This window comes from Psychroserpens sp. (assembly GCF_047633235.1).
Lineage (GTDB): Bacteria > Bacteroidota > Bacteroidia > Flavobacteriales > Flavobacteriaceae > Psychroserpens.
On the sequence record NZ_JBLIET010000005.1, the window covers coordinates 55387 to 77656 of the forward strand.

Genomic DNA, 22270 nt, shown 5'->3' on the forward strand with positions numbered 1-22270 from the left:
CTAAAAAATTTAAAACATGAAAAATTTAATAAAAGATATTGCTCCAGACATTATTAACACTTTCAAATCACAATTAAGAGGCAGGCTTATTTTACCATCAGATGCGGACTACGACGAAACACGAAAGGTGTATAACGCGATGATTGATAAAAAACCAGGATTATTTGTCATATGTGTCGATGTTGCGGATGTTATAGCATCTGTAAATTTTGGACGAGAAAATAATTTACTAATTGCTATAAGAGGTGGAGGTCATAACGGAGGCGGCTTAGGACTTTGTAATGATGGCTTAGTTATAGACTTATCCGGAATTAAATTTATAAGAGTAGAGACTTCAAATAATACTGTTAGAGTAGGTGGAGGAAACCTTTGGGGAGAAGTAGATCATGCTACCTATCCTTTTGGATTAGCTGTTCCAGCTGGAATAATTTCTACAACAGGCGTTGGAGGACTAACACTTGGCGGAGGTGTTGGACATTTATCAAGGAAATACGGATTAACCATAGATAATTTATTAGAAGCAGATATGGTATTAGCAGATGGTTCGTTTCTAACGGTAAATGCACAACAAAACACCGATTTATTTTGGGCTATTCGAGGTGGTGGTGGAAACTACGGTATCGTAACTTCATTTAAATTCCAAGCACATTCAGTTAAAAATGTTATTGGAGGACCAACCTTGTGGCCTGTTGAAAAAACAGAAGAAATTATGGAATGGTATCATGAATTCCTTCTTAATGCTCCAGACGAATTAAATGGGTTTATAGCCACTATGATTATACCGGGACCTCCATTTCCAGAACAGTTGCACAACAAGCAATTTTGTGGAATAGTTTGGTGCTATGTTGGTGATCCTATTAAATTTGATAAACTCTTTAAGCCCGTTAGAGATTTAAACCCTTTATTTGAACATGTTGGTACAATGCCTTATCCATCCATTCAAACATTATTTGATGGTTTGATGCCGCGTGGTTTACAATGGTATTGGAGAGCTGATTTCTTTAAAGCGTTAGGGCCTGAAGTGAGAGCACAACATTTAAAATTTGGTTCAAAGATTCCAACACCATTATCTCAAATGCACTTATACCCAATTAGTGGTGCAGCAAGCAGAGTTGGACCAAAAGAGACACCATGGGCCTATAGAGATTCCAATTATGCTGGTGTAATAGTTGGTGTTGACCCTGATCCTAAAAATGCTGATAAAATCACCAGCTGGTGTAAGGATTATTGGGACGCTTTACACCCGTATTCGGCAGGTGGTGCTTATTCTAATTTCATGATGGAAGAGGGAGAAGACCGCATAAAAGCTAGTTATAAACACAATTATCAAAGATTAGTTTCCATCAAATCAACCTACGATCCTAAAAATTTATTTAGAGTGAATCAGAATATAAGACCTAAAAATTAATACGCTTTTCACCGCATTAATATGATATTTAATTGCATTACAGTGTAGTATAGTTATTTTTATAAAATGATAGGGTGTGGGCAATCTATCTTTATTGCTTATACACTAAGGCACTATATCTCTAGATACAATAATTCTAATCTATTGTTTAGTGCGCTATGATCACTATTTAAGAATAACTTAAGCAAATAAAAAAAGCATATTCACGCTTTGTTCAGCTGTTTTGGCTAATAGTTTGACCTTTTTTTTTCGGAAATTGATAAAATTCAAAGAATAAACTACTCCTTAACCAAAGGCTTCAAAACTTCCCAAACCGTATTGGCTACAATTTGATGCCCTTCTACTGTTGGATGAATGCCATCGCTTTGGTTGAGTAACGCAATGCCTCCAACGTCTTTTAAGATAAATGGAATGAACTCCAACTGATTTTCTTGCGCTAATTCTGCATATATCTGTCTAAATTCTTTCGTATATGCTTGTCCCATATTAGGCGGTAATTCCATACCAGCAAGCACAATAGTGGTGTCTTCGCTTTTTTCTTGTACTACATCTATAATGAATTGTAAATTAGAGCGTGTTTCAGATAACGCCACACCGCGTAAGCCGTCATTAGCTCCAAGCTCTAAGACGAAAATAGCAATATCCTGTTTTAAAATCCAATCAATTCTACTTTTTCCACCTGCACTTGTTTCGCCACTTAAACCAGAATTAATCACTGTGTAATTAACTCCTAAAGAATCTATTTTTTGTTGCAGCAAGGCAGGAAAAGCATTATTAGTATCATCCAATCCATAACCCGCAGTTATACTATCTCCAAAACACAAAATGGTCTTGATTTTATTGATCGTCACTGGTATTTGTTCCGTTTGCGCAGAATCTTCTTTAGCTTGTACATTTTGAGTGGCAGTTTCTGACTTTCCATTGCCACATGCACACATTATAAAGCTAGGGATAAAATAACAAAACTTTAAGAGTTTCTTTATAAATGAATTAGGTGATTTTGAAATCAATTGTTTATTTTGAGCCATAGACATAACGTGTCAACTTTATTAAAATGAATACACCAAAGATATTAAAGATTACTGGGTTAGAAAAGACTTATTCTAGCGGTAACAAACAATTAACGGTTTTGCAAAACATCTCTTTTGATGTAGATCGAGGTCAAACTTTTTCAATCATTGGGCCATCAGGAAGTGGTAAAACAACCTTACTTGGTTTATGCGCAGGACTAGATGAGCCAAGTGCCGGTCAAATAGAATTATGTGGTCAAGATTTAAGTACTTTAAATGAAGACCAACGTGCTCAATTACGTAATAAAGAGGTTGGTTTTATATTTCAAAATTTTCAGTTGTTACCAACACTCACTGCGTTAGAAAATGTTAGTGTTCCTCTAGAGTTACAAGGCGCAAAAGATGCCGAAAAGCGAAGTATGGTTTTATTGGAAAAAGTAGGACTAGCAGACCGCTCTCATCACTATCCGTCACAACTTTCTGGAGGAGAGCAACAACGGGTTGCTTTAGCAAGAGCTTTTGCAAACCAACCGTCTATATTATTTGCAGATGAGCCTACGGGAAATTTAGATGAAGATACTGGTGAAAAAGTGATACAACTCTTATTTGATCTTAATAAAGAAGCAGGCACTACATTGGTAATAATTTCCCACGATTTAGATCTTGCCAACCGAACCCAACAGATTTTAAGATTGAAAGGCGGACAAATTTTAACCAACCAACGTACTTCAGTACTTCAATCATAGCTCCTTTTCTTATGAATCAAAGCACAAAATGGCTTTTTAAAATGGCATGGCGAGACGCTAAGGCGAGTAAAGTCCGTTTGATATTATTTATGAGCTCTATTGTTTTAGGGATCGCTGCAGTCGTTTCCATTCAATTATTCAGTACCAATCTTAAAGATAATATTCAGCGCCAATCTAAAGTATTGATGGGAGCAGATTATGTGATAGACTCGAGACAGGAGCCTACTCAAAGAGCGCAAGCCATTATCGATTCTCTGCAACCTAACGCTTATGAAGTAAATTTTGTCTCCATGATTGCGTTTCCTAAAAATGGAGGTGCTAAATTGGTTAAAGTACGTGGTATGGAAGGTGACTTTCCATTTTATGGTACTATGGATACGCAACCTATATTAGCCGCAACACGCTATCAAGATTTAGGTGGCGCTTTAGTTGATGCGACATTACTACTTCAATTTAACATTAACATAGGTGATTCTATTAAAGTTGGACAGCTTACATTACCCATTGTTGGTGCCTTAAAATCCATACCTGGAAGTAATGCAATCTCTAGTTCTGTAGCTCCACCCATTGTCATACCATATCGTCTTATTGCAAATACGGAATTACTACAATTTGGAAGTCGAAAAGAATATCAGTTTTTTTATAAGACGACCAATGATTTTGATCTCATTGCTTTTGAAGAAAAGATCGATCCCCTTTTGGATATCGAAAATGCCGATTTAGACACCCATACAAGTACAAGTGAACGTTTGGGTAATCGCTATGATAATGTGGGGAAATTTTTGAACTTAGCTGCCTTTATTGCCTTATTGTTAGGTTGTATTGGAATTGCCAGTTCTGTACACATTTATATCAAGGAAAAATTAAAATCGATTGCTGTTTTAAAATGTATGGGAGCATCGAGATTACAAAGCTTCTTGATTTTTTTAATACAAATAGCAGGAATAGGCGTTATTGGAGGACTAATTGGCTCTATAATTGGCATTGCACTACAGGAACTATTTCCGTATATCTTAAAATCATTTTTGCCTTTTACGGTTGAGATTAGTATTTCATTACAACCCATTTTCATTGGCGTTTTTCTTGGGTTATTTATGTCCGTATTATTCGCGTTATTACCACTTATAAACACCTGGTATGTGTCGCCATTAGAAGTCTTACGAGTTAGTCAAAGCACTTCTAAAAGCTCAAAAAAAGCACAAGTCTTGGTGTCTATTGCGATTGTAATATTCTTACTTTTATTCTCGTATGTTTTATTGGATAATCTCATGTTTGCTATGGGATTCGTTTTTGCAACGCTTCTAACGTTTGCCATTTTAGCAGGAATCGCGTTGTTAAGCATGAAAGGGATTAGAAAATTTTTTCCAAAACGTTTTGGTTTTGCTGCACGCCAAAGTCTATTGAATTTATTTAGACCCAACAATCAAACTGTTGTTTTGGTTGTGGCCATTGGTCTAGGAACCTTTTTAATTAGCACCTTATATTTCACCAAAGATATTTTATTATCCAAAACAGAAATTGCGCAGACTGCAGAATCTGCTAATATCATTATTTTGGATGTGCAAACAAATCAAAGAGATGCTGTTGAGCAGAGCATACAAGATTTAAACTTGCCTATTCTTGACAATATTCCTATTGTCACTATGCGTATGCATCGCATCAAAAATCAATTGGTAAACAAATTACGTCAAGACTCCGTACGTCAAGTTCGCGGTTGGATATTAAATCACGAATTTAGGGCCACCTACAGAGACAATTTGACGACTTCCGAAGACATCATAGCAGGTGATTGGACACCTCAAATAGCACCTAATGCAGCTATACTCATTTCCTTATCAGAAAATTTAGCGTCAGATGCTAAAGTTGGTATTGGCGATGAGATTGTTTTTAATGTTCAAGGTGTACTCATGGAAACCACTGTTGGTAGTATTAGAAAAGTTGATTGGGCACAATTACAACCTAACTTTACCGTCCTATTCCCGAAAGGTGTTTTAGAACAAGCACCTCAATTTAATGTGATTACCACAGCAGTACCAGATGAAAAAAGTTCTGCAGATTTGCAGCGTGATCTCGTTTCTAAATTTCCTAATGTGTCTATTATAGATTTGAGACAAGTTTATACAGTCGTTGAAGATATTTTGAATAAAGTATCATGGATTATAAACTTCATGGCCTTTTTTAGCATCCTTACTGGAATCATTGTGCTAATAGGGTCAGTAAGAACTAGCAAATACCAACGTATAAGAGAAAGTGTTTTGTTACGAACTCTAGGCGCTCAAAACAAGCAAATTTTAAAAATATCTGCTTTTGAATATGTCTTTTTAGGCGTACTTGGTAGCTTGGTAGGTATTTTATTGGCTTTAATAGGAAGCCTGTGTTTAGCGTTGTTGGTTTTTAATGAGCCTTTCGTACCATCGATAGTTCCTTTTTTGGTGTTTTTACCAGGAATTAGCTTGTTAGTTGTAGCTATTGGATTGAGTAACATACAAACCGTGTTGCGCAGTTCTCCTTTAGACGTTTTAAGGCGAGAAGGCTAAGAAGGAAGTGATAAGGTATTTTTTTGAGGTTCTATTTTATTAAGCTGAAAATAGCCAGAATCAAAATCGGTTATAATTAACTGTATGGTCTCAGACTCATAGTGTTGTTTTCTAATTTCCGAAGTTCTAAGAAAAAAAAATATAAATAGTATGCTTGGCTATTGAAATCTTTTATCTATGCTCTAATACTATAAATATGTTCAATATTTTTTAAGAAAGCATACAAGTAAAAAACCTTATGTATATCTTGCGAGCTAAAATACAAATCGTCTAGAACAGACATCATAAACTTGCTTTTTTACAATATAAGGTATTTAAAAACAAGACTTACAGTGCTTTAATGACATGAGTGACACTAAATCAAACGAAGACATAGCATTCTGTATTACAACATTACAGAAGATGTTAGATGACTCCAATCAACTTTATGAACTCCCAGAAGCTCAAAGAGTGGCTCTTATAACTGTTGCTGGTCAATTATCTCGTCCAAACCGTGACGAACATAAACGTCGTAAAAAAGATGCTAAAAAAGCAATAAAACGCAAGATGATTGCTCGAGATAAGCATGCTAGAAAAGAAACAGGAATTAGATCTGCAAGAGAAGCCAGTATTTTTACTGCACCTAAATTATTAGCACCAACCGAAGCTCAAAAAGACACATCAGAACTAGAATCACCAAGAAATTGTTACGTCTGTAAAACGGTCTACACCAAATTGCATCATTTCTATGATACGATGTGTACAGATTGTGGTGATTTAAATTATGCCAAACGTTTTCAAACAGCAGATTTAACAGATCAAGTCGCTGTAATCACAGGTTCACGATTAAAAATTGGCTATCATATCTCCTTGATGTTATTACGATCTGGAGCTACAGTTATTGCTACCACACGTTTTCCTGCAGATTCTGCTATTCGGTTTTCTAAAGAAGAGGATTACAGTATGTGGCGTGATCGTTTGCACATTCACGGACTAGATTTACGTCATATACCAAGTGTAGAGATTTTTTGTAATTATATAGAACAACACTATTCAAGATTAGATATTTTAATCAACAATGCAGCGCAAACTGTTAGACGACCTTCCGGGTTTTATTTTCATTTAATGGCCAATGAAAAGAAGCCAATCACAGAATTACCAGAACGCGCGCAAGAGTTATTAAAAAGCCATTTAAGTTGCTTACAAGAATTATCAGATTTGAGTATTCCAACGTCTAAAACAGCCAAAAATGATATGTTACCGGTTACATGGCATGGTCCAGAACCTGGTATAGGTTTAAGATCTTCTGCCGAGTTATCTCAAATACCGTATAGTTTTGATAATGCATTGCAAGCTAAAGAAGTCTTTCCTGAAGGTGAATTAGATGCTGATTTACAACAAGTCGATTTACGAAAAACGAACAGTTGGCGTTTAACACTAGGACAAATTGAAACGACCGAAATGGTAGAAGTTCAATTGGTAAATGCTGTGGCTCCTTTTGTGTTATGTAATCGTTTGTCGCATCTAATGATGAAAGAAAATACAGGCAAAAAACATATTATTAATGTATCTGCGATGGAAGGGAAGTTCCATAGATTCAAAAAAGAGGATCGTCATCCACATACTAATATGGCGAAAGCTGCTTTGAATATGTTAACACACACTTCGTCTGCAACCTTTGCGAAATCTGGAATTTATATGAATGCTGTGGATACAGGTTGGGTAACCGATGAAGATCCAGCAGCATTATCTAAAAAGAAAATAGAAGTTCACGATTTTCAACCGCCTTTAGATATTGTAGATGGTGCAGCTCGTGTTATGGATCCTTTGATTGATGGTATTACTACTGGAAAACACTGGTGTGGAAAATTCTTAAAAGATTACTTTCCTATTGATTGGTAGTTTTTTATTTTCAATATATTTATAATGAGAAAATTTAATCTAACTTACTCCAGATAATGCCAAAATTAAGTTCGAAAGCCTCAATAATTATAGCGTTTTTTGCCATATACGTTATTTGGGGTTCTACGTACTTACTAAATAAAATTTCAGTCACTGAATTGCCTCCATTTTTCTTAGCGGGAATTCGATTTTTAAGCGCAAGTATCTTAATTTTTGGGATTGCAAAAGCATCCAACTTTAGTCTTAAAATCTCTAAAAAACAGCTTATAAATTCCTGTTTTGTGGGCTTTTTATTTTTAGTCTATGGCAACGGTGTTTTCGTTTGGGCTTTAAAGTATATAGATAGTGGGTTTGGAGCCTTATTAGCATCTACACAACCGCTATTTGTTTTATTATTAATGCGTTTAATTGATAATAAAAAAATGAAACCAAAATCTCTCATAGGTGTTGGACTTGGTATTGTTGGTATGTATCTCTTAGTTAGTCAACAGGAACTGGTAACAAACGAAGAGACCTTATTAGGCGTTTTTATGATTTTTACTTGTGTATTTGGCTGGAGCTATGGTAGTGTGTTCGTTGCTAAAGCAGATTTGCCAAAAAATTATTTTGTAAGTACAGGATATCAAATGCTAATTGCCGGTAGTATTCTTTTATGTACAAGTATCTCGTTTGGAGAAGTGTGGATATCGCCATTACATTGGAGTACGAATGTTCAGTTATCGATGTTAGCTCTCACGACATTTGGAAGTATTGGTGCTTTTACGGCCTTCAATTATCTTTTAAAACAAGTGTCTACAGAGAAAGTAGCGACTTCGGCTTACATAAATCCAATTATTGCCATGCTTTTAGGATGGTATGTGCTAGATGAAACACTAAGTGCTCAATCTATAATTGCAGCATCAGTGCTACTTACAGGCGTTTATTTTATTACATCGAAGAAAAAGTGATTCTTAGAGGAGTGCTTTTTTATTGGTTAGCAGTCTCTTAAAAACTATTAAAACAAAAAACCCTCACAAAGTATAGCAATTCATTTGAAAATAGGACGTACTTTTGCGCGCTCAAACAATAGTTGGAATGAAACGCATAAAACAATACAAGAAACTTTTTGGAATAGAAAACGAGATCGAATTAAAATCTCTTAAAAAGGCTTATCGTGACTTAGTTAAGGAATGGCATCCTGATAAATTTCAAGACGGACACGAATTACAAGAAGAAGCAGAGATCCAAAGTCGAAATATTATTGATGGCTATCACTTTTTAGTAAGTATGGCTCCAGAAACAAAAGCAGCAAATTTAGAGGCTTATACCGAAACTATCACGAATGCAGGTATTGATGATTACCAGCACAAAGGCATGTTACTCGAAATCACTTTTCTTGACGGAACAACGTATGAGTACTTTGGTGTTACGAAACAAGTCTATATAAAAATGGTTAATAGTGGTAAGATCAATCGTTTTGCTAAACGTGCTATTTATCCTAAATATATTTATAGAAAATCTAAGCGTACGCTTGAGAATGCTTAAGCACGAGTGTTTACAGAGCGTAATTATAAAACATAAAAAAGGTTGTCCATTACAGACAACCTTTTTTATGCTTAAGAATTATACTACTTTAATTATTTTAAACTCTCTAATAATTTTTCGGCAACGAGCTCTGATGAAGCTGGATTTTGACCTGTAATTAAATTCCCATCTTGAATTGCATAAGCTGCCCAATCCTCTTTTTTAGAGTAGATTCCGCCATTATTACTCAACATATCCTCAACTAAAAACGGAACGACAGCTGTTAAACCAACAGCAGCTTCCTCAGTATTAGTAAATCCAGTCACTTTCTTACCATTTACTAATGGAGAACCATCTGTATTTTTCACGTCTTTTAAAGCCGCAGGAGCATGACATACAAAAGCAATAGGCTTAGCTTGGCTATTGAATTTTTCAATTAAAGCAATAGATGTTGCATCGTTTGCTAAATCCCATAATGGACCATGTCCTCCTGGATAAAATACAGCATCAAAATCGTCTGGATTCATATCTGCTAGTACTTTTGTATTTGCTATTCTTGCTTTTGCATCTGCATCGTTTTCAAAACGCTCTGTCGCTGCTGTTGCAGCGTCAGGTGAATCACTACTTGGATCAATTGGTGCAGCACCTCCCTTAGGTGTTGCAATAGTTATGGTGGCACCTTTATCTAATAATGTATAATATGGGTTTGCAAATTCTTCAACCCAAAATCCTGTTTTTTTTCCTGTATCTCCTAATTTATCGTGAGATGTTAATACAAATAATATGTTCATGTTTTTATCTTTTTTAATTTCTTTTTTTTCTTCTGAAACGTTTTCTGAAGACACTTCTTTTTTGGTGTTTTTACAACTTGAGAGCGAAACGATTGTTAGCACTAAAGCCATAGTTTTTATTAATTTCATAGTTAAAATTTAATTGATGATGTCAGTTTTCGCGCATTGGAACACCTCGATATATATATTTCCAATGCATTTCGACTGCGCCCAATGTAACATCGAAATGCAATTTAATAAGCCATTTTTACGATTTTCTCCACTTTATCTGGTGATAATGATTGATGCTCACCTAATCCCATCCACCCACGATTTGTGAAACGTTCTGCTATTTTTTCAGCAGTACCTTGGTAATCTTGTGTATAATCTGATAGTTTAGTATCAATTCCTAATTCATGGAAAAAAGCTTCCGTTTTTTCAATAGCAGCATAAGCTTTATCATCCGTACTACCGTCAGTTATATTCCAAACACGCTCTGCATATTGTGCTAATTTTTCTTTTTTAGCTTCAAAGTTGAACTTGTAATGACTAGGAGCAATGACTGCTAAAGTTCGCGCATGATCAATACCAAATAAAGCAGTTAACTCATGCCCAATAGCATGAACAGCCCAATCTGTAGGGACTCCTTTTTGTATCAATCCGTTTAAAGCCATGGTACAACTCCACATAAAGTTTGATGCCGCTTTATAATCTGTTGGATCTTTTATTACTTTTGGTGCTACGTCAACGAGTGTTTGCAAAATACTTTCAGCGAAACGATCTTGTAATAAGGCACCAATTGGATATGTCATATATTGCTCAAGAACGTGGGTAAAAGCATCTGTTAATCCGTTCGCTAATTGACGTTCCGGAATTGATATAATCACTTGAGGATCTAATATCGAGAACTCAGGAAATAAGCCTGGTCCGCCCATTGCTAATTTCTCTTGCGTTTCTTTTCTGGTTATTACTGCTCCAGAATTCATTTCAGATCCTGTAGCTGGCAATGTTAAAACGGTCCCAAAAGGCATTCCTTTTTCAGTTTTAATATTGTTAGCCAAAATATCCCAAGGTGTTTCGCCCGTGTAGTTTGCAGCAGCTGATAAAAACTTAGTACCGTCAATTACAGATCCACCACCAACGGCTAATAAATACGTGATTTTCTCATCTTTAATAACTTTTAGTGCTTCCATTAATACTGAATATTCTGGATTTGCAGGAATACCTCCAAACTCAATAACATCTACTTTAACTAAAGCGGTTTTTACTTGGTCGTAAATTCCGTTTTTCTTGATACTTCCGCCTCCATAAAGGAGTAATACTCTGGAATCACTAGGTATTTCAGATTCTAGTTTTTTTATAGTGTCTTTACCAAAAATAATTTTGGTCGGATTTTTAAATTCAAAATTGTTCATCTTCTTTTTCTCTTTTTATAATTAAATTTTTACTACCATTTTTCCTTTGTTTTTACCATCAAATAAATCGATAAAAGCATTCGGAATATTTTCAAAACCATCAACGATAGTTTCAGTATATGTTAATTTTCCTTCAGCGAGCCATTCTGATAATTGTTGCATAGCTTCTGGAAATTCATCTACATAATTAGATACGATAAAACCTTGCATCAGTGCGCTATTTCTTACTAAGAAAGGTTGCACACTGATACTTTTTGGTAGTTCTGTATTGTTGTATACAGAAATTGCTCCGCATACAACGATTCTAGCCAATCTATTAATATTAAATAGTACAGCATCAGATATAGGTCCACCAACATTATCAAAATAAATATCCACTCCATTTGGCGCCGCCTTAGCGATATCTTCTTTAATATTTTTACTGGTCTTGTAATTGATACCTGCATCAAATCCGAACTTGTCTTTGAGCATGTCAATCTTTTCGTCAGTTCCAGCAATCCCAATCACATGAAGTCCAAGAATTTTTGCTATTTGTCCAACAACACTCCCTACCGCTCCAGCAGCTCCAGATACCACTAGCGTTTCACCAGCTTTAGGTTTTCCTATTTTATTTAAACCTAAATAAGCAGTTAAACCGGTCATTCCTAAAATTCCTAAATAGGTACTTAAAGGTGCTTTAGAAGCATCCACTTTTAAAAGTCCAGCGCCTATAGATACTTGTTTCGTTTTCCAATCTAACATTCCAGAAACAAAATCACCAACTTCAAAAACTACATTTTTAGAGGCAATGACTTTAGCAACAACGCCAGACTGTATTGGCCTATGTAATTCAAATGGAGGAATGTATGATTTTGCATCACTCATTCGCCCTCTTAAATAAGGATCTACAGAGACATAGGTAGCTTCTAAAAGGATTTCTCCTTCTTGCAGTGTTAATTTAATATCCTCAGTGATACATTTAAAATCGGAACTTGTGGGTTTTCCCTCTGGTCTACTATTTAATACTATAGTCTTCATCATTTTTTTAATTTTTAATCTATTACAGTCAGTAAATCTTTCATAGGTTTTCTAACTTTTTTAAGATTTACTAACCAATCTGCGTCTTCTTTTCTATAACCTATTGCTAATAAAACAGAGCTGCGTAATCCTTTCTCTCTTAATCCTAAAATATCGTCAACAGCATTGGCATCAAAACCTTCCATTGGCGTACTATCTACTTTTTCTTCTGCAGCAGCAACCATTGCCGTGCCGAAAGCGATATAGGCTTGTTTAGCAGCATGATTAAAGTTCTCTTCTGCATCCTGCTGCGGATATGAGCTTAATAACATGTTACGGTAATTTTCCCAACCTTCATTTTTAAATCCGCGAATCTCGTTGGTTAAATCAAACATATAATTGATTCTATCTGCTGTATAGGTGTCCCATGCTGCAAAGACGAGTAGGTGAGAGCATTCTGTAATTACAGATTGGTTCCAAGCCACTGGTCTTATTTTTTCTTTAAGGTCTTTATTTTTAATTATAAAAATCTCAAAAGGTTGTAATCCACTTGATGTTGGTGCCAAACGTGCAGCTTCTAAAATACGTTCTATTTTATCTTCTGTTACGATTTCTCCATTCATTGCTTTTGCAGCATATCTCCAATTTAAGTGGTCTATTAATTTCATGTGATCCATTTTTTTTTAGTTGTTTTTTGCTATTCTTTTTATATCGTTTGACGTGATAATGACTTCGGCATGACTTGTATTGTTTGCCAAGTTGATCATGGCTTGTGCAATTATTTTTGGCTCAATTATTTTGTATTGCTTAAAACTTCCTATAAATAATGGTTGTATAATTTGAAACATAAACACTGCTATTTTTTCTAGTGTGCGGCGTTCTTTGCGTTCTCCACCAATTAACGATGGTCTTAATAAAAATGTATTCTTAATGTTCTCTTGTAAAACATCACGTTCCATTTCGCCTTTAGTTTTATTGTAAAACACTTGGCTTTTTGCGTTTGCTCCCAGTGATGACATCACCAAAAACGTACTAATACCATTTGCTTTTGAAAGTCTTGCAGCATGTACTGGAATACCATAATCTATTTGTTTGTATAGCTTTTTGTCAGGTGTTTTATTGTTCGTTGTGCCAATACAACAATACACTTCATCTGCAGTAAAGTCTGCCTTAAACTGTTCTAAATTTAAAAGATCACCTATATACTGTGTCACTTTATTAGACAAGCCTTCAATTTTAGAACGCGAAAACAACTTAATACTTTCATACCGATGGTCTTCAATTAATGCATGCAGTAAAATAGTCCCTGTTAATCCCGAGGCACCTAATATAATTGCTGTTTTTTTCATATTAACTACAAACTTTTATGCTGCTCCAAGCAGATTGGTAAGCTTCTTCTAAATGTGTTTGATTCAATTGAAAATCACCTCTTTTTTGAACAATCATCAAAAAGGATAATGGATTTATAGCATATGCATAGAGTAAAAAATCTGATATAGGTTTTATAATACCTTCTGTTTGACCTCGCTTCCATAGATCGAGTAGTGGTTGTAAATGCTTAATACCTTCTTGTCTGCTAGGTTCATCAATTATTGGTGTGTTGTCACACTGAGCCAAAAACATGGCATTTTCACACTCCTTTAATTTAAAATCTGCAATACGTTTCCATATCAATTCAAAACCGGCTTCAACGGGCATATTCGAATCAAAGGTTTCAAAAGCATATGTTGTGTATTGTGCTTTTACATCTATATACGTTTGATTGACTAAATCCTGTTTGTTTTCAAAATACAGATAGATTGTAGCAGGAGATACATTGGCCATTTTAGCAATTTTACTCATAGGAGTAGCGTGAAAACCATTGTTGTTTACAAGCTCTATGGTTGCTCTAATTAAAGCGTTTCGTTTGTCAATACTTTTTTGAAGTTTCCCCATTTAATTTTAAATATAGAACAAATATACAATAAAAATGAATGTTCATTCTTTTTTTAACAAAGAATTATAAACTCGAGTCCTGGAGCAATTTTAATATCTATTCTAAACAGAGAGGGCGCTTAATATACTACCAATAAATAGAAAAATATCAATAGCACAACAATCTATGTTTTTCAATAACTTCCTTCATGTTTATTACGACTATATACTGTTATTCATAATATTCACATTCACTATTTGTAATTTAACATAAAGTACAATTTAGTTAACTTTTTATGTTTGTAATTACATCACATTATTCAAATACTGGAAATTTTTTGTTATTAGAATCCACTACTTCTTATAATACATTCTTACATCGTTTATATTTCCTGCAGAATAATTAATAATTACAATACTCTATTTGAGTTAAGAATTTAATCGTATCCACTAAGCCGAGACATTCATAATTAGGATATTGTAAAAAAAAACAAATGGAAAACGTATTAGTAGTAGGTGCCACAGGTACCACAGGAAAAAAAATAGTTCAATTATTAAAAACATCACAATATTTTGAGCCTATCGCCATGGTTAGAAATGAACATCAACACGTTGAGTTTCTAGCTCATGACGTAAAAACGATATTTGGAGATTTGGAAAAAGAGGTATTACGTACGGTCAAAAACATAGATAAAGTAGTCTTTGCTGCTGGCTCTGGAGGAAAAAAAGTAAAAGCTGTAGATCAAGATGGAGCCATCAAAATGATTGATGCATCTATAACTGGAAAGATTAAGAAATTTGTAATGCTAAGTTCAATGGGAGCAGACCAACCAGAAAAAAGCGAAGTTCTTCGAGACTACCTCAAAGCAAAACATAATGCCGATGAACATCTCAAATCATCAAATTTAAATTATACAATTGTAAGGCCTGGAAGTTTAACTAATAAGGTAGGTTCAGGAAAAATTAAATTCGCCAAATCATTAAATGAACAAGGTGACATTACGCGTGATGATGTTGCTCAAACATTAGTTAGAGCTTTACATGATGATGCCGCAAACAAAGTAACATTTGAGATTATTAAAGGCGACACTTTAATTGATAAAGCTTTTGAAACTATTGTGTAGTTGCATTTACACAACCGATGCCTTTTGCTAGACCTGGAATTAAAGACCTTATGAATTTTATAGAATTTATAAAGACTATCCTGATCGAGGTGAAGCATAATAATGATTTATTTTGTTTAATGTTTTGTTAATAATAGTGAACAAAAGAAAACATTCTCATATATTTGTATATAATTTTTAACTAAAAACAAAAAACCAATGAAAATTTTGAAAACATTTACAGTCTTGGCATTTGCAGGTTTATTATTTGCATCATGCGGAGAATCTAAAAAAAATACTGAAGAAGTAGTAGTAGAAACAGAAGTTGCTGAAGTCTCTAATGAAATGGCTATGTCTGAAGTTCAAGAGACACCAACAATTGTAGGGGTGGCCGCAGGGAATGAAAATTTCTCTACGTTAGTAGCTGCTGTAAAAGCTGCAGATTTAGTAGATGCATTAAATGGCGAAGGACCATTAACAGTTTTTGCACCAACAAATGCTGCTTTTGCAGAGCTACCAGAGGGAACAGTAGCGTCTCTATTAATGCCAGAAAATAAAAGTACGTTAGCAGGAATATTAACATACCACGTTGTTGCAGGAAAATTTGAAGCTGCAGCAGTAATTGATGCTATCAACAGTAACGAAGGAAAGTTCACTGTAGACACTTTAAACGGGGGACAAATTACTTTGAGTTTAAATGACGGAAAAGTAATCTTAACAGATGCTAATGGTGGAACATCTACTGTAGTTATAGCTGATGTAGCTGCCTCTAACGGCGTAATACATGCTATTGATTCTGTTGTAATGCCTAAATAATTAGTACAACATAACATTTGGAAAAAGAAGTCAGCATTGTGTTGGCTTTTTTTTGTGTCTTTTATTTTATGACATCATATAACAATTATTAAACATAAACTAGATTCTAATTTATATTCAAACTACAAACTGTCTTATTTATTAAACAATTGACCGAAACGTATTGTTTTGTATAAAATAAAGCATGTACTGTTATTTTTTTATACAATACGAACGACCTCATACACATCACTCATACCTGCTACGCAGCCATAAATAGATTCCTATGTAAAGTTATTAGTGTTAATAGGTTTGGTATTCTATGATCATACAGTAGGTCATGAACATATTGATTACTCGTATTTTGTTTGGAGAATTATTTCACAAACTAATTGTCAGTCCTGTTAAGTCAGGAATCTATGTCTAAAAAATCGATACCGCATGATACTTTGGGATTTGCTCAGTAAGAGCGTAAGTAATGACCGCGTTACTTGTAAAGATAGATGTGAGTTAAATAATAGCCAAAAAAGAGTAAAAAAAAAGGCCAAAAACTTTAATAACAACACCGTCATTTTATAACAAAACTTCCGAAGACACGAAAGCTAAGGAAGTTTATGAGTTGCCTTTAATATAATACTAACATACTGTTGGCGTAGTTTTCAAATTTCCAAGGGGGAGCTGGTACACGTCATTGAATAACCAAACGGTATATAAATGGTACTACTTACAAAACCTCGAATGTTTCGCGACTTTCACATAAGCAAGTTGTGGCGCCTTAGCCATTATACATGAGCTCATAACATCTGCCACTTTCATTTTCATATGCGCCTTAATCTTGGTCTTAATCTCTGCTTTAATTTTCGCCTTAATTTTTTCTTTAATCATTGTACTTAACATCATACTATTTTTTATTGAAAGATACCTCTTTTTGTTTAATTGCAAACTACTATTATTAAACAAAATAATTATTTTAACATGGTTTTATAATCTGTACTGACCACTAGAATTGACTAGAATACATTTGAAAATTCAAGATGCTTTTTAATAACAATAATATTCAGTTATATATAAATCTGGTCTATTTGTAGTACTCGTAATAGGAGCGGAGCACACTTGTTTTAATTAAGAACCATTAGTCATACAAGGAAATATTTGAGAGTTTACAATAGCACTACATGTTCTTTTAAAAGCTCTAAAGACACAAATTTCAAAGCCAGCTCATGGGTTGCATTTAGAGCTACTTTTGGTGCACAATTGGCTTTTTCGGCTTGTTTCCAGCGCGATACACAGAGACACCATTTATCACCAGGTTTGAGTCCGGGGAAATTCCATTGTGGAATTGCGGTCATGAGATCATTTCCTTTAGATGCGGAATAGTCTAAGAATTCTTTAGTGACAATAGCACAAACAACATGGGTTCCAAAATCATCTGGTGTGGTGTTACAAAAACCATCACGCAAATACCCTGTCATAGGGTCGCAAGAGCAGTTTTCTAAAGGGGTTCCTAATACGTTTAAGGTTGGTTTTGTAGTGCTCATAACTGTTACTTTTAGTAGTGGTTGCAAAGATAACGGGAATGCCATACATTCTCTAACATATTTCTATTTAAAGAAGATTAATTAATCTAGTATTTTAAAACTTAGAACATCTATTTTAAGGCCTATTTACAAGACTTGGTAATGCTGCTTTTCGTAGTGCCTAAAATGGCCAAGAGAAACTTATTTTTAATCCTAAATTTTTTTCTGATTCTACTGAAATGGCACCTTTATTTTCAGATACTATTTTATTTACAATGGCGAGTCCAATACCACTACTTTGATTAGCGTCATTTACCTTTAATTGACTAAACATTTCAAAAATTTTAGTGTGATATTTCTCGTCAATACCAGGACCGTTATCGCTCACAGAAAACACATATTCAGTGGGAAGCTTAGACACTGATATATTAATAATTATATGGTCCTTATCATTATGTGTAATAGCGTTACTAATGAGGTTTTGAAACACGTGATACAGTTCAATTTTGTTAGCATAAATCTCTAAATTCTGGTTGGGCAGATTTATGGTGTTTTGATCTAATACATTAATTCCGCTTATGACGTCACTCAGTAATTTATTGAGACTAAAGAGCTTTTTGTCCTTTTTTCCTTTGGCTATTTTAGAGTATATTAAGAGACCATCTATTAGGGAGTTCATTTTTGAAACCCTATTTTTCAATAGTTTTAAATGGGATTTTGTGTTTTCATTTAAAGTGGTTTTAAGATCCTCTTCTATAAAAGAAACTAAGCTATGCACCCCAACTAATGGTGATTTTAAGTCGTGAGAAACAATGTGGTTAAAATTATCTAATTCAGTATTGTTATTTTTTAAAACTCTTAGGTTTTCGTTAAGTACAAGATTGGCGTTAGACAGTTGATTGGTCTTTAAAAACAGCTCATTTTGTTGTTGAAGTGCCAACTTTCTTGACTGTTCAAGTTCTTTAAATGAATTAGAAAACCGCGTCATTAACAGTGTAGAAAGGATTAAAAATACGACGATATAACCAAAATTCACGTAGACTATAGCGTTACTATTTCCACCTAAAAAAAAGAAAATATGAATATAAAAAATAATTAAACCGAGCACCATACTTACTAATAGTAAAATAGAATCGTGCCGTTTACCAAAAATAGCTTTTACAAGTATGAACGTCATATAAAGTAAATTAAGTAGCATTAAGATTAAGAAGGGTAGAAGTAATTTGGTGAAATAGGGAGCAGGCATAAAAATAACGAGCAAGGCGAGTACATAAAAACCATAATTCGCAATTTTTGAATAGGCCTTGTGAATAAAATCAAAGAAAATATTCTGGAAAAATAAGGTGGCAGCAATCCCAGATAAAAATAAGGACAAATACTCAATTTTTGTTAATAGAATCCAACTTGTGGATTCAAAAATGACTGCCAAAGGCGCATATCTATCACTCAATGCCATATAAGATAAAGATATACAGAGCACAGCAAAGTATAGCACTGCTTTATCTTTATTCCAATACAGTAAAAAGAAGACTAAAAAGAAAAACCCAATAAAACCTAAACATCCAATAAAAATCATATCCGCAATGATTTGCTTAGATTTTGTATTGTGAAGCTTTTGGCTGGATCCTAAAAGTATTGGTCCAATAATGCCACCTTTACTATGGTAAAAATTTGCAACCTGAATAACAATTTCAAATTCAATTTCATCAGTATTTAGGGGAATAATCTGAGAAAAGCGTCTATGTAACGTCTCTGCTTTAGTAATACCAACATGACCAGTTTCGGATATAAACGTGCCATTCACCCATATTTTAGATGTTGCATATATTCTTGGAATGTATAATGAAATGTGTGCTCTTTCTTTGGGAATAGAAATATTTAACCGGTACGTAGCATAGCCAAATGAGGGTGGGTTTTCGGTCTCAGGAATGTTGAACTTTGTCCAATTATCCAGTGTAACGACTTTATGAGGTATCTCTTCTTTAAAATGACCTGGGGCGATGAGTTGCTTCCAATAGAATGACCAACCAGAATCCAGCGGTATTTCTGTTGTTTCTGTAATAATAGCGTTCTGAAGATTTATAATATCGTCCTCTTTGAGTTGCTCTTGACCAAACGAATGGTGTATAGAAAGCGCTATTACAATAAAACAACACATCCACTTTAAGCGTTGCTTGTTTAGCAACCAATTATTCGTTAGAGAAATTATTGCTTGCAGTTGTACTCTCATAGTTCAAATAAACTGAGTCCAATATAGACATAATAGTAAAGAATAAAAGAAATTATAGTGTCTTTATTTGATATGTCTATGACTTTATAATTTTTTACAGGGAACATCTTAAGTGGGTTTATAGTGCTTTTTTTATTTATATTTACATCCGCAGCGATCTCAACTACAACTATATAGGGCTATAACGCCGGTTTAAGAGATAATAGAATATGGACGGTTAGCGGTAGTGCTATTAGATGATTTTGGCTTTTGGTTCATGTTTTAATTCAAATAGATTATTTGTTTTTCTGTATCTAAAATTTTAATCGTTCGGAATTATGAAAAGCCCAATAGATAGTATACGAATAGAATTAGTTTGGGTTGTAATCTCAAGGGCATCTAAAGAGGGCGTTATTTATAAGACAAAAGGAATCCTATGTTGCAAGCGTATAATATGGAATAGGTAATACCACATCGAAGATCAAATGATTTACCATATATTTCTATTTTACATAATATAAATTATAGTACATTTTACAACAATTTGCGTAATAGCGCTTTTTAACGCTATTTGACATAATTGCAGATATAATGCCTTTAGGTTTATATCGTTAGTAATTATGTACAAGCAAATTGTGACAACGACTAAATTATATTACTTCTGAAATTTTAAATAGTCTTTACAGCCTCCCATTAGTTTTCATATCAGCGATTATTCACGTCATTAAAAATTGTTTTAGACATGTTCATAAATACTTTCGTATTTCTCAGTGATTGGTATTTTGTATCAAAAACTAATCATCCACAGGATCATTAGTTTATAATAGTGTAAAATATCCGCTGCCAAAGCTTATTATTGGAATTGGTCTTGAAAATGAAGAAAATCGCGTACCATTTTTATCAACTTTAGATCTTGAAGACGCAAAAGATAGTGAAATAGAAGGCGCTTTAGAATTACTAAATGAGTAGAAGGTTTTTTTATTAAAGAAACAATATTGTAGTTGTAAAAAGATATAAAATTAGTTTTATCTGTCTTATAATTGAGTAAATCAAGGAACCAAAAATTCACCAGACCAATCGGTATCAATTCTAGAAAATAAAATTCTTAAATGATTAGGGCGCTTTAATTGTAAATATTCAATGGTATTAGGTATCAGTTTTACAGGACAAAAATGATTTTCCTTTGGGTTGTAATCAACATTATCTGGATTTTTTATTGGTGTACCAGGAGCGATATTAGTGGTGTAATCTTTTTTAGACGACTCTTGAATAGTATGCCAGTAGGTTGCAATTTGTCCTTCATCTGTTATTAATTCTGCCTTTCCTTCCACCCGTATCTGCAGTAGTTTTTTAGGATTATAAAATAAGGCGCTACATTCAGGATTATTTTGAATATCCTTTATTTTCTGGGTTCTGTTGTCGGTATAAAATACTAAACTTAAGTCCAACAGGGTTTTTCGCAATACTACTGTACGCTGCATTGGTTTCCCATTTTCATTGGTAGCCAAGACGAAATAACGAAACGGATGTCGTTTTTTTGAATGCCCATTAACAAGTTCTCGTTTGGCTTCTTCTAGGAATTGATTTTTCAATTTTATTGGTTTAGTTAAAACTAATGTATATTAAAATGGCTTAAAAATGTTTGTACTTGAGATGAATTTTAATATTAAGTTGAACTAATAAATCATCATTGTAGGCTTATAATCTTTTCATCTTCAAGTAGAAAAAGACGTAAACATGGATTTTTAGTAAAATTAAGGTTATTAAATTTATTTTTTAAAAAGGGAGATCATTTTTTTACTAAACTAACGTTGGGCTTCACTTTCACAAACTTAGCTTCATACTTTCCTAAAGGAGTATTAAACGCATAATCACTTAGAAGAGTGGTAATTAATAATTTAAAATTCTGCTAAGTTTATTCCACTCCACACGCGTTACTTCCACCCTTACTCCCCACCTCCGGAGAAAAAACTAGGGCGGGCTAGGCAGCCAACACTATAAATCGTGTTTACTCTCCCGCTCCTATTTAATTAATAAAGGCTCGTAAACCGCAATTGGTTTCATTCACATTTTTAAAGAAACTTTTGAGAAAAAAACCAAAGAAGATTAGTATCTAAGCAACGCTTTTCACCTAAGCTCAAGTTACCCTTCGATATTTCGACAAGCTCAGCACAAGCAAGCTCAGGACAGGCGCCACGCAGCACATTATAAAACATTTATGAATAATGAGTAAAATAGCGAATAGCATCTTTTCGGGATTATGTAACACCCATTTTACGACCTATGTTTAGTATAAATAATAAGCTATAATTCCCTCAGCCGCATCGTCTCGCAGCTTTCAACAATTCATCCTCAGGATAAATTATTTAAACTCGTGTAAAATATCCCCAGAATATATCGTCTGGCGCATTTATAAGCCGTCTGTGAGTCCTTAAACTATTGTATTTGGTCTTACTCGAAGATTGT

At 34.1% G+C, this 22270-nt stretch carries 18 protein-coding genes; 8 read left to right on the top strand and 10 right to left on the bottom strand.

Features of this window, described 5'->3' with window-relative positions; genetic code table 11:
- Positions 1–16 precede the first annotated feature (16 nt).
- Positions 17–1408, top strand: coding sequence for an FAD-binding oxidoreductase (locus ACJAZK_RS02610; protein ID WP_415222470.1), 1392 nt, complete (start codon positions 17–19; stop codon positions 1406–1408).
- 278 nt (positions 1409–1686) lie between these two features.
- Here ACJAZK_RS02610 and ACJAZK_RS02615 read toward each other — a convergent pair whose 3' ends face one another.
- Positions 1687–2442: an arylesterase gene (locus ACJAZK_RS02615; protein ID WP_415222471.1), complete on the bottom strand. Its 756-nt coding sequence runs from the start codon at positions 2440–2442 to the stop codon at positions 1687–1689.
- A gap of 20 nt (positions 2443–2462) precedes the next feature.
- On the opposite strand from ACJAZK_RS02615, the gene ACJAZK_RS02620 reads away from it, so the two are divergent.
- The 5 genes from ACJAZK_RS02620 (at position 2463) to ACJAZK_RS02640 (ending at position 9106) form a co-directional block, all read left to right on the top strand.
- Positions 2463–3164, top strand: a complete 702-nt coding sequence (locus ACJAZK_RS02620; RefSeq protein WP_415222472.1) for an ABC transporter ATP-binding protein — start codon at positions 2463–2465, stop codon at positions 3162–3164.
- Positions 3165–3205: 41 nt separating this feature from the next.
- A complete protein-coding gene (locus ACJAZK_RS02625) occupies positions 3206–5701 on the top strand; it encodes an ABC transporter permease (RefSeq protein ID WP_415222528.1) in 2496 nt (831 codons plus the stop codon).
- 345 nt (positions 5702–6046) lie between these two features.
- A complete protein-coding gene (locus tag ACJAZK_RS02630) occupies positions 6047–7582 on the top strand; it encodes an SDR family NAD(P)-dependent oxidoreductase (protein ID WP_415222473.1) in 1536 nt (511 codons plus the stop codon).
- A gap of 56 nt (positions 7583–7638) precedes the next feature.
- Complete coding sequence (locus ACJAZK_RS02635; RefSeq protein ID WP_028870863.1) at positions 7639–8529, top strand: EamA family transporter; 891 nt, start codon at positions 7639–7641, stop codon at positions 8527–8529.
- A 127-nt stretch (positions 8530–8656) separates the two neighbouring features.
- Positions 8657–9106 (top strand): KTSC domain-containing protein, encoded by a 450-nt coding sequence (locus ACJAZK_RS02640; protein ID WP_028870864.1) that lies wholly within the window; start codon positions 8657–8659, stop codon positions 9104–9106.
- A 92-nt stretch (positions 9107–9198) separates the two neighbouring features.
- On the opposite strand, the gene ACJAZK_RS02645 is transcribed toward ACJAZK_RS02640, so the two are convergent.
- The 6 genes from ACJAZK_RS02645 to ACJAZK_RS02670 all read right to left on the bottom strand — a co-directional run bounded on the left by ACJAZK_RS02645 (position 9199) and on the right by ACJAZK_RS02670 (position 14201).
- Positions 9199–10005, bottom strand: a complete 807-nt coding sequence (locus ACJAZK_RS02645) for a type 1 glutamine amidotransferase domain-containing protein (RefSeq protein ID WP_415222474.1) — start codon at positions 10003–10005, stop codon at positions 9199–9201.
- A gap of 104 nt (positions 10006–10109) precedes the next feature.
- Positions 10110–11270: an iron-containing alcohol dehydrogenase gene (locus tag ACJAZK_RS02650; RefSeq protein WP_415222475.1), complete on the bottom strand. Its 1161-nt coding sequence runs from the start codon at positions 11268–11270 to the stop codon at positions 10110–10112.
- 21 nt (positions 11271–11291) lie between these two features.
- Positions 11292–12290, bottom strand: coding sequence for an NADP-dependent oxidoreductase (locus ACJAZK_RS02655; RefSeq protein WP_415222476.1), 999 nt, complete (start codon positions 12288–12290; stop codon positions 11292–11294).
- Positions 12291–12301: 11 nt separating this feature from the next.
- Positions 12302–12934 carry an NAD(P)H-dependent oxidoreductase gene (locus tag ACJAZK_RS02660; protein WP_415222477.1) on the bottom strand — a complete coding sequence of 211 codons (633 nt, stop codon included), beginning with the start codon at positions 12932–12934 and terminating at the stop codon, positions 12302–12304.
- Between the two features lie 15 nt (positions 12935–12949).
- Entirely contained in the window at positions 12950–13615 is a 666-nt protein-coding gene (locus ACJAZK_RS02665) for an NAD(P)H-binding protein (protein ID WP_415222478.1), read from the bottom strand.
- A 1-nt stretch (position 13616) separates the two neighbouring features.
- On the bottom strand, positions 13617–14201 hold the full coding sequence (locus ACJAZK_RS02670; protein WP_415222479.1) for a TetR/AcrR family transcriptional regulator: 585 nt from the start codon (positions 14199–14201) through the stop codon (positions 13617–13619).
- Positions 14202–14674: 473 nt separating this feature from the next.
- Between ACJAZK_RS02670 and ACJAZK_RS02675 the strand changes: the two genes are divergently transcribed.
- Positions 14675–15304, top strand: a complete 630-nt coding sequence (locus ACJAZK_RS02675; protein ID WP_415222480.1) for an SDR family oxidoreductase — start codon at positions 14675–14677, stop codon at positions 15302–15304.
- A gap of 198 nt (positions 15305–15502) precedes the next feature.
- Complete coding sequence (locus tag ACJAZK_RS02680; protein WP_415222481.1) at positions 15503–16099, top strand: fasciclin domain-containing protein; 597 nt, start codon at positions 15503–15505, stop codon at positions 16097–16099.
- 1139 nt (positions 16100–17238) lie between these two features.
- Here ACJAZK_RS02680 and ACJAZK_RS02685 read toward each other — a convergent pair.
- From ACJAZK_RS02685 to ACJAZK_RS02695, 3 genes are all read right to left on the bottom strand, one after another.
- Positions 17239–17616: a DUF2237 family protein gene (locus ACJAZK_RS02685; RefSeq protein ID WP_415222482.1), complete on the bottom strand. Its 378-nt coding sequence runs from the start codon at positions 17614–17616 to the stop codon at positions 17239–17241.
- Between the two features lie 160 nt (positions 17617–17776).
- Positions 17777–19825: an ATP-binding protein gene (locus ACJAZK_RS02690; protein WP_415222483.1), complete on the bottom strand. Its 2049-nt coding sequence runs from the start codon at positions 19823–19825 to the stop codon at positions 17777–17779.
- A gap of 1028 nt (positions 19826–20853) precedes the next feature.
- Positions 20854–21396: a pyridoxamine 5'-phosphate oxidase family protein gene (locus ACJAZK_RS02695; RefSeq protein ID WP_415222484.1), complete on the bottom strand. Its 543-nt coding sequence runs from the start codon at positions 21394–21396 to the stop codon at positions 20854–20856.
- Between the last annotated feature and the right edge of the window lie 874 nt (positions 21397–22270).

What these genes read in the sequence shown, in the direction of transcription:
- ACJAZK_RS02610 (WP_415222470.1), top strand. Translation starts at nt 17, where the DNA reads ATGAAAAATTTAATAAAAGATATTGCTCCAGACATTATTAACACTTTC.
- ACJAZK_RS02615 (WP_415222471.1), bottom strand. Translation starts at nt 2,442, where the DNA reads ATGTCTATGGCTCAAAATAAACAATTGATTTCAAAATCACCTAATTCA.
- ACJAZK_RS02620 (WP_415222472.1), top strand. Translation starts at nt 2,463, where the DNA reads ATGAATACACCAAAGATATTAAAGATTACTGGGTTAGAAAAGACTTAT.
- ACJAZK_RS02625 (WP_415222528.1), top strand. Translation starts at nt 3,206, where the DNA reads ATGGCATGGCGAGACGCTAAGGCGAGTAAAGTCCGTTTGATATTATTT.
- ACJAZK_RS02630 (WP_415222473.1), top strand. Translation starts at nt 6,047, where the DNA reads ATGAGTGACACTAAATCAAACGAAGACATAGCATTCTGTATTACAACA.
- ACJAZK_RS02635 (WP_028870863.1), top strand. Translation starts at nt 7,639, where the DNA reads ATGCCAAAATTAAGTTCGAAAGCCTCAATAATTATAGCGTTTTTTGCC.
- ACJAZK_RS02640 (WP_028870864.1), top strand. Translation starts at nt 8,657, where the DNA reads ATGAAACGCATAAAACAATACAAGAAACTTTTTGGAATAGAAAACGAG.
- ACJAZK_RS02645 (WP_415222474.1), bottom strand. Translation starts at nt 10,005, where the DNA reads ATGAAATTAATAAAAACTATGGCTTTAGTGCTAACAATCGTTTCGCTC.
- ACJAZK_RS02650 (WP_415222475.1), bottom strand. Translation starts at nt 11,270, where the DNA reads ATGAACAATTTTGAATTTAAAAATCCGACCAAAATTATTTTTGGTAAA.
- ACJAZK_RS02655 (WP_415222476.1), bottom strand. Translation starts at nt 12,290, where the DNA reads ATGATGAAGACTATAGTATTAAATAGTAGACCAGAGGGAAAACCCACA.
- ACJAZK_RS02660 (WP_415222477.1), bottom strand. Translation starts at nt 12,934, where the DNA reads ATGAAATTAATAGACCACTTAAATTGGAGATATGCTGCAAAAGCAATG.
- ACJAZK_RS02665 (WP_415222478.1), bottom strand. Translation starts at nt 13,615, where the DNA reads ATGAAAAAAACAGCAATTATATTAGGTGCCTCGGGATTAACAGGGACT.
- ACJAZK_RS02670 (WP_415222479.1), bottom strand. Translation starts at nt 14,201, where the DNA reads ATGGGGAAACTTCAAAAAAGTATTGACAAACGAAACGCTTTAATTAGA.
- ACJAZK_RS02675 (WP_415222480.1), top strand. Translation starts at nt 14,675, where the DNA reads ATGGAAAACGTATTAGTAGTAGGTGCCACAGGTACCACAGGAAAAAAA.
- ACJAZK_RS02680 (WP_415222481.1), top strand. Translation starts at nt 15,503, where the DNA reads ATGAAAATTTTGAAAACATTTACAGTCTTGGCATTTGCAGGTTTATTA.
- ACJAZK_RS02685 (WP_415222482.1), bottom strand. Translation starts at nt 17,616, where the DNA reads ATGAGCACTACAAAACCAACCTTAAACGTATTAGGAACCCCTTTAGAA.
- ACJAZK_RS02690 (WP_415222483.1), bottom strand. Translation starts at nt 19,825, where the DNA reads ATGAGAGTACAACTGCAAGCAATAATTTCTCTAACGAATAATTGGTTG.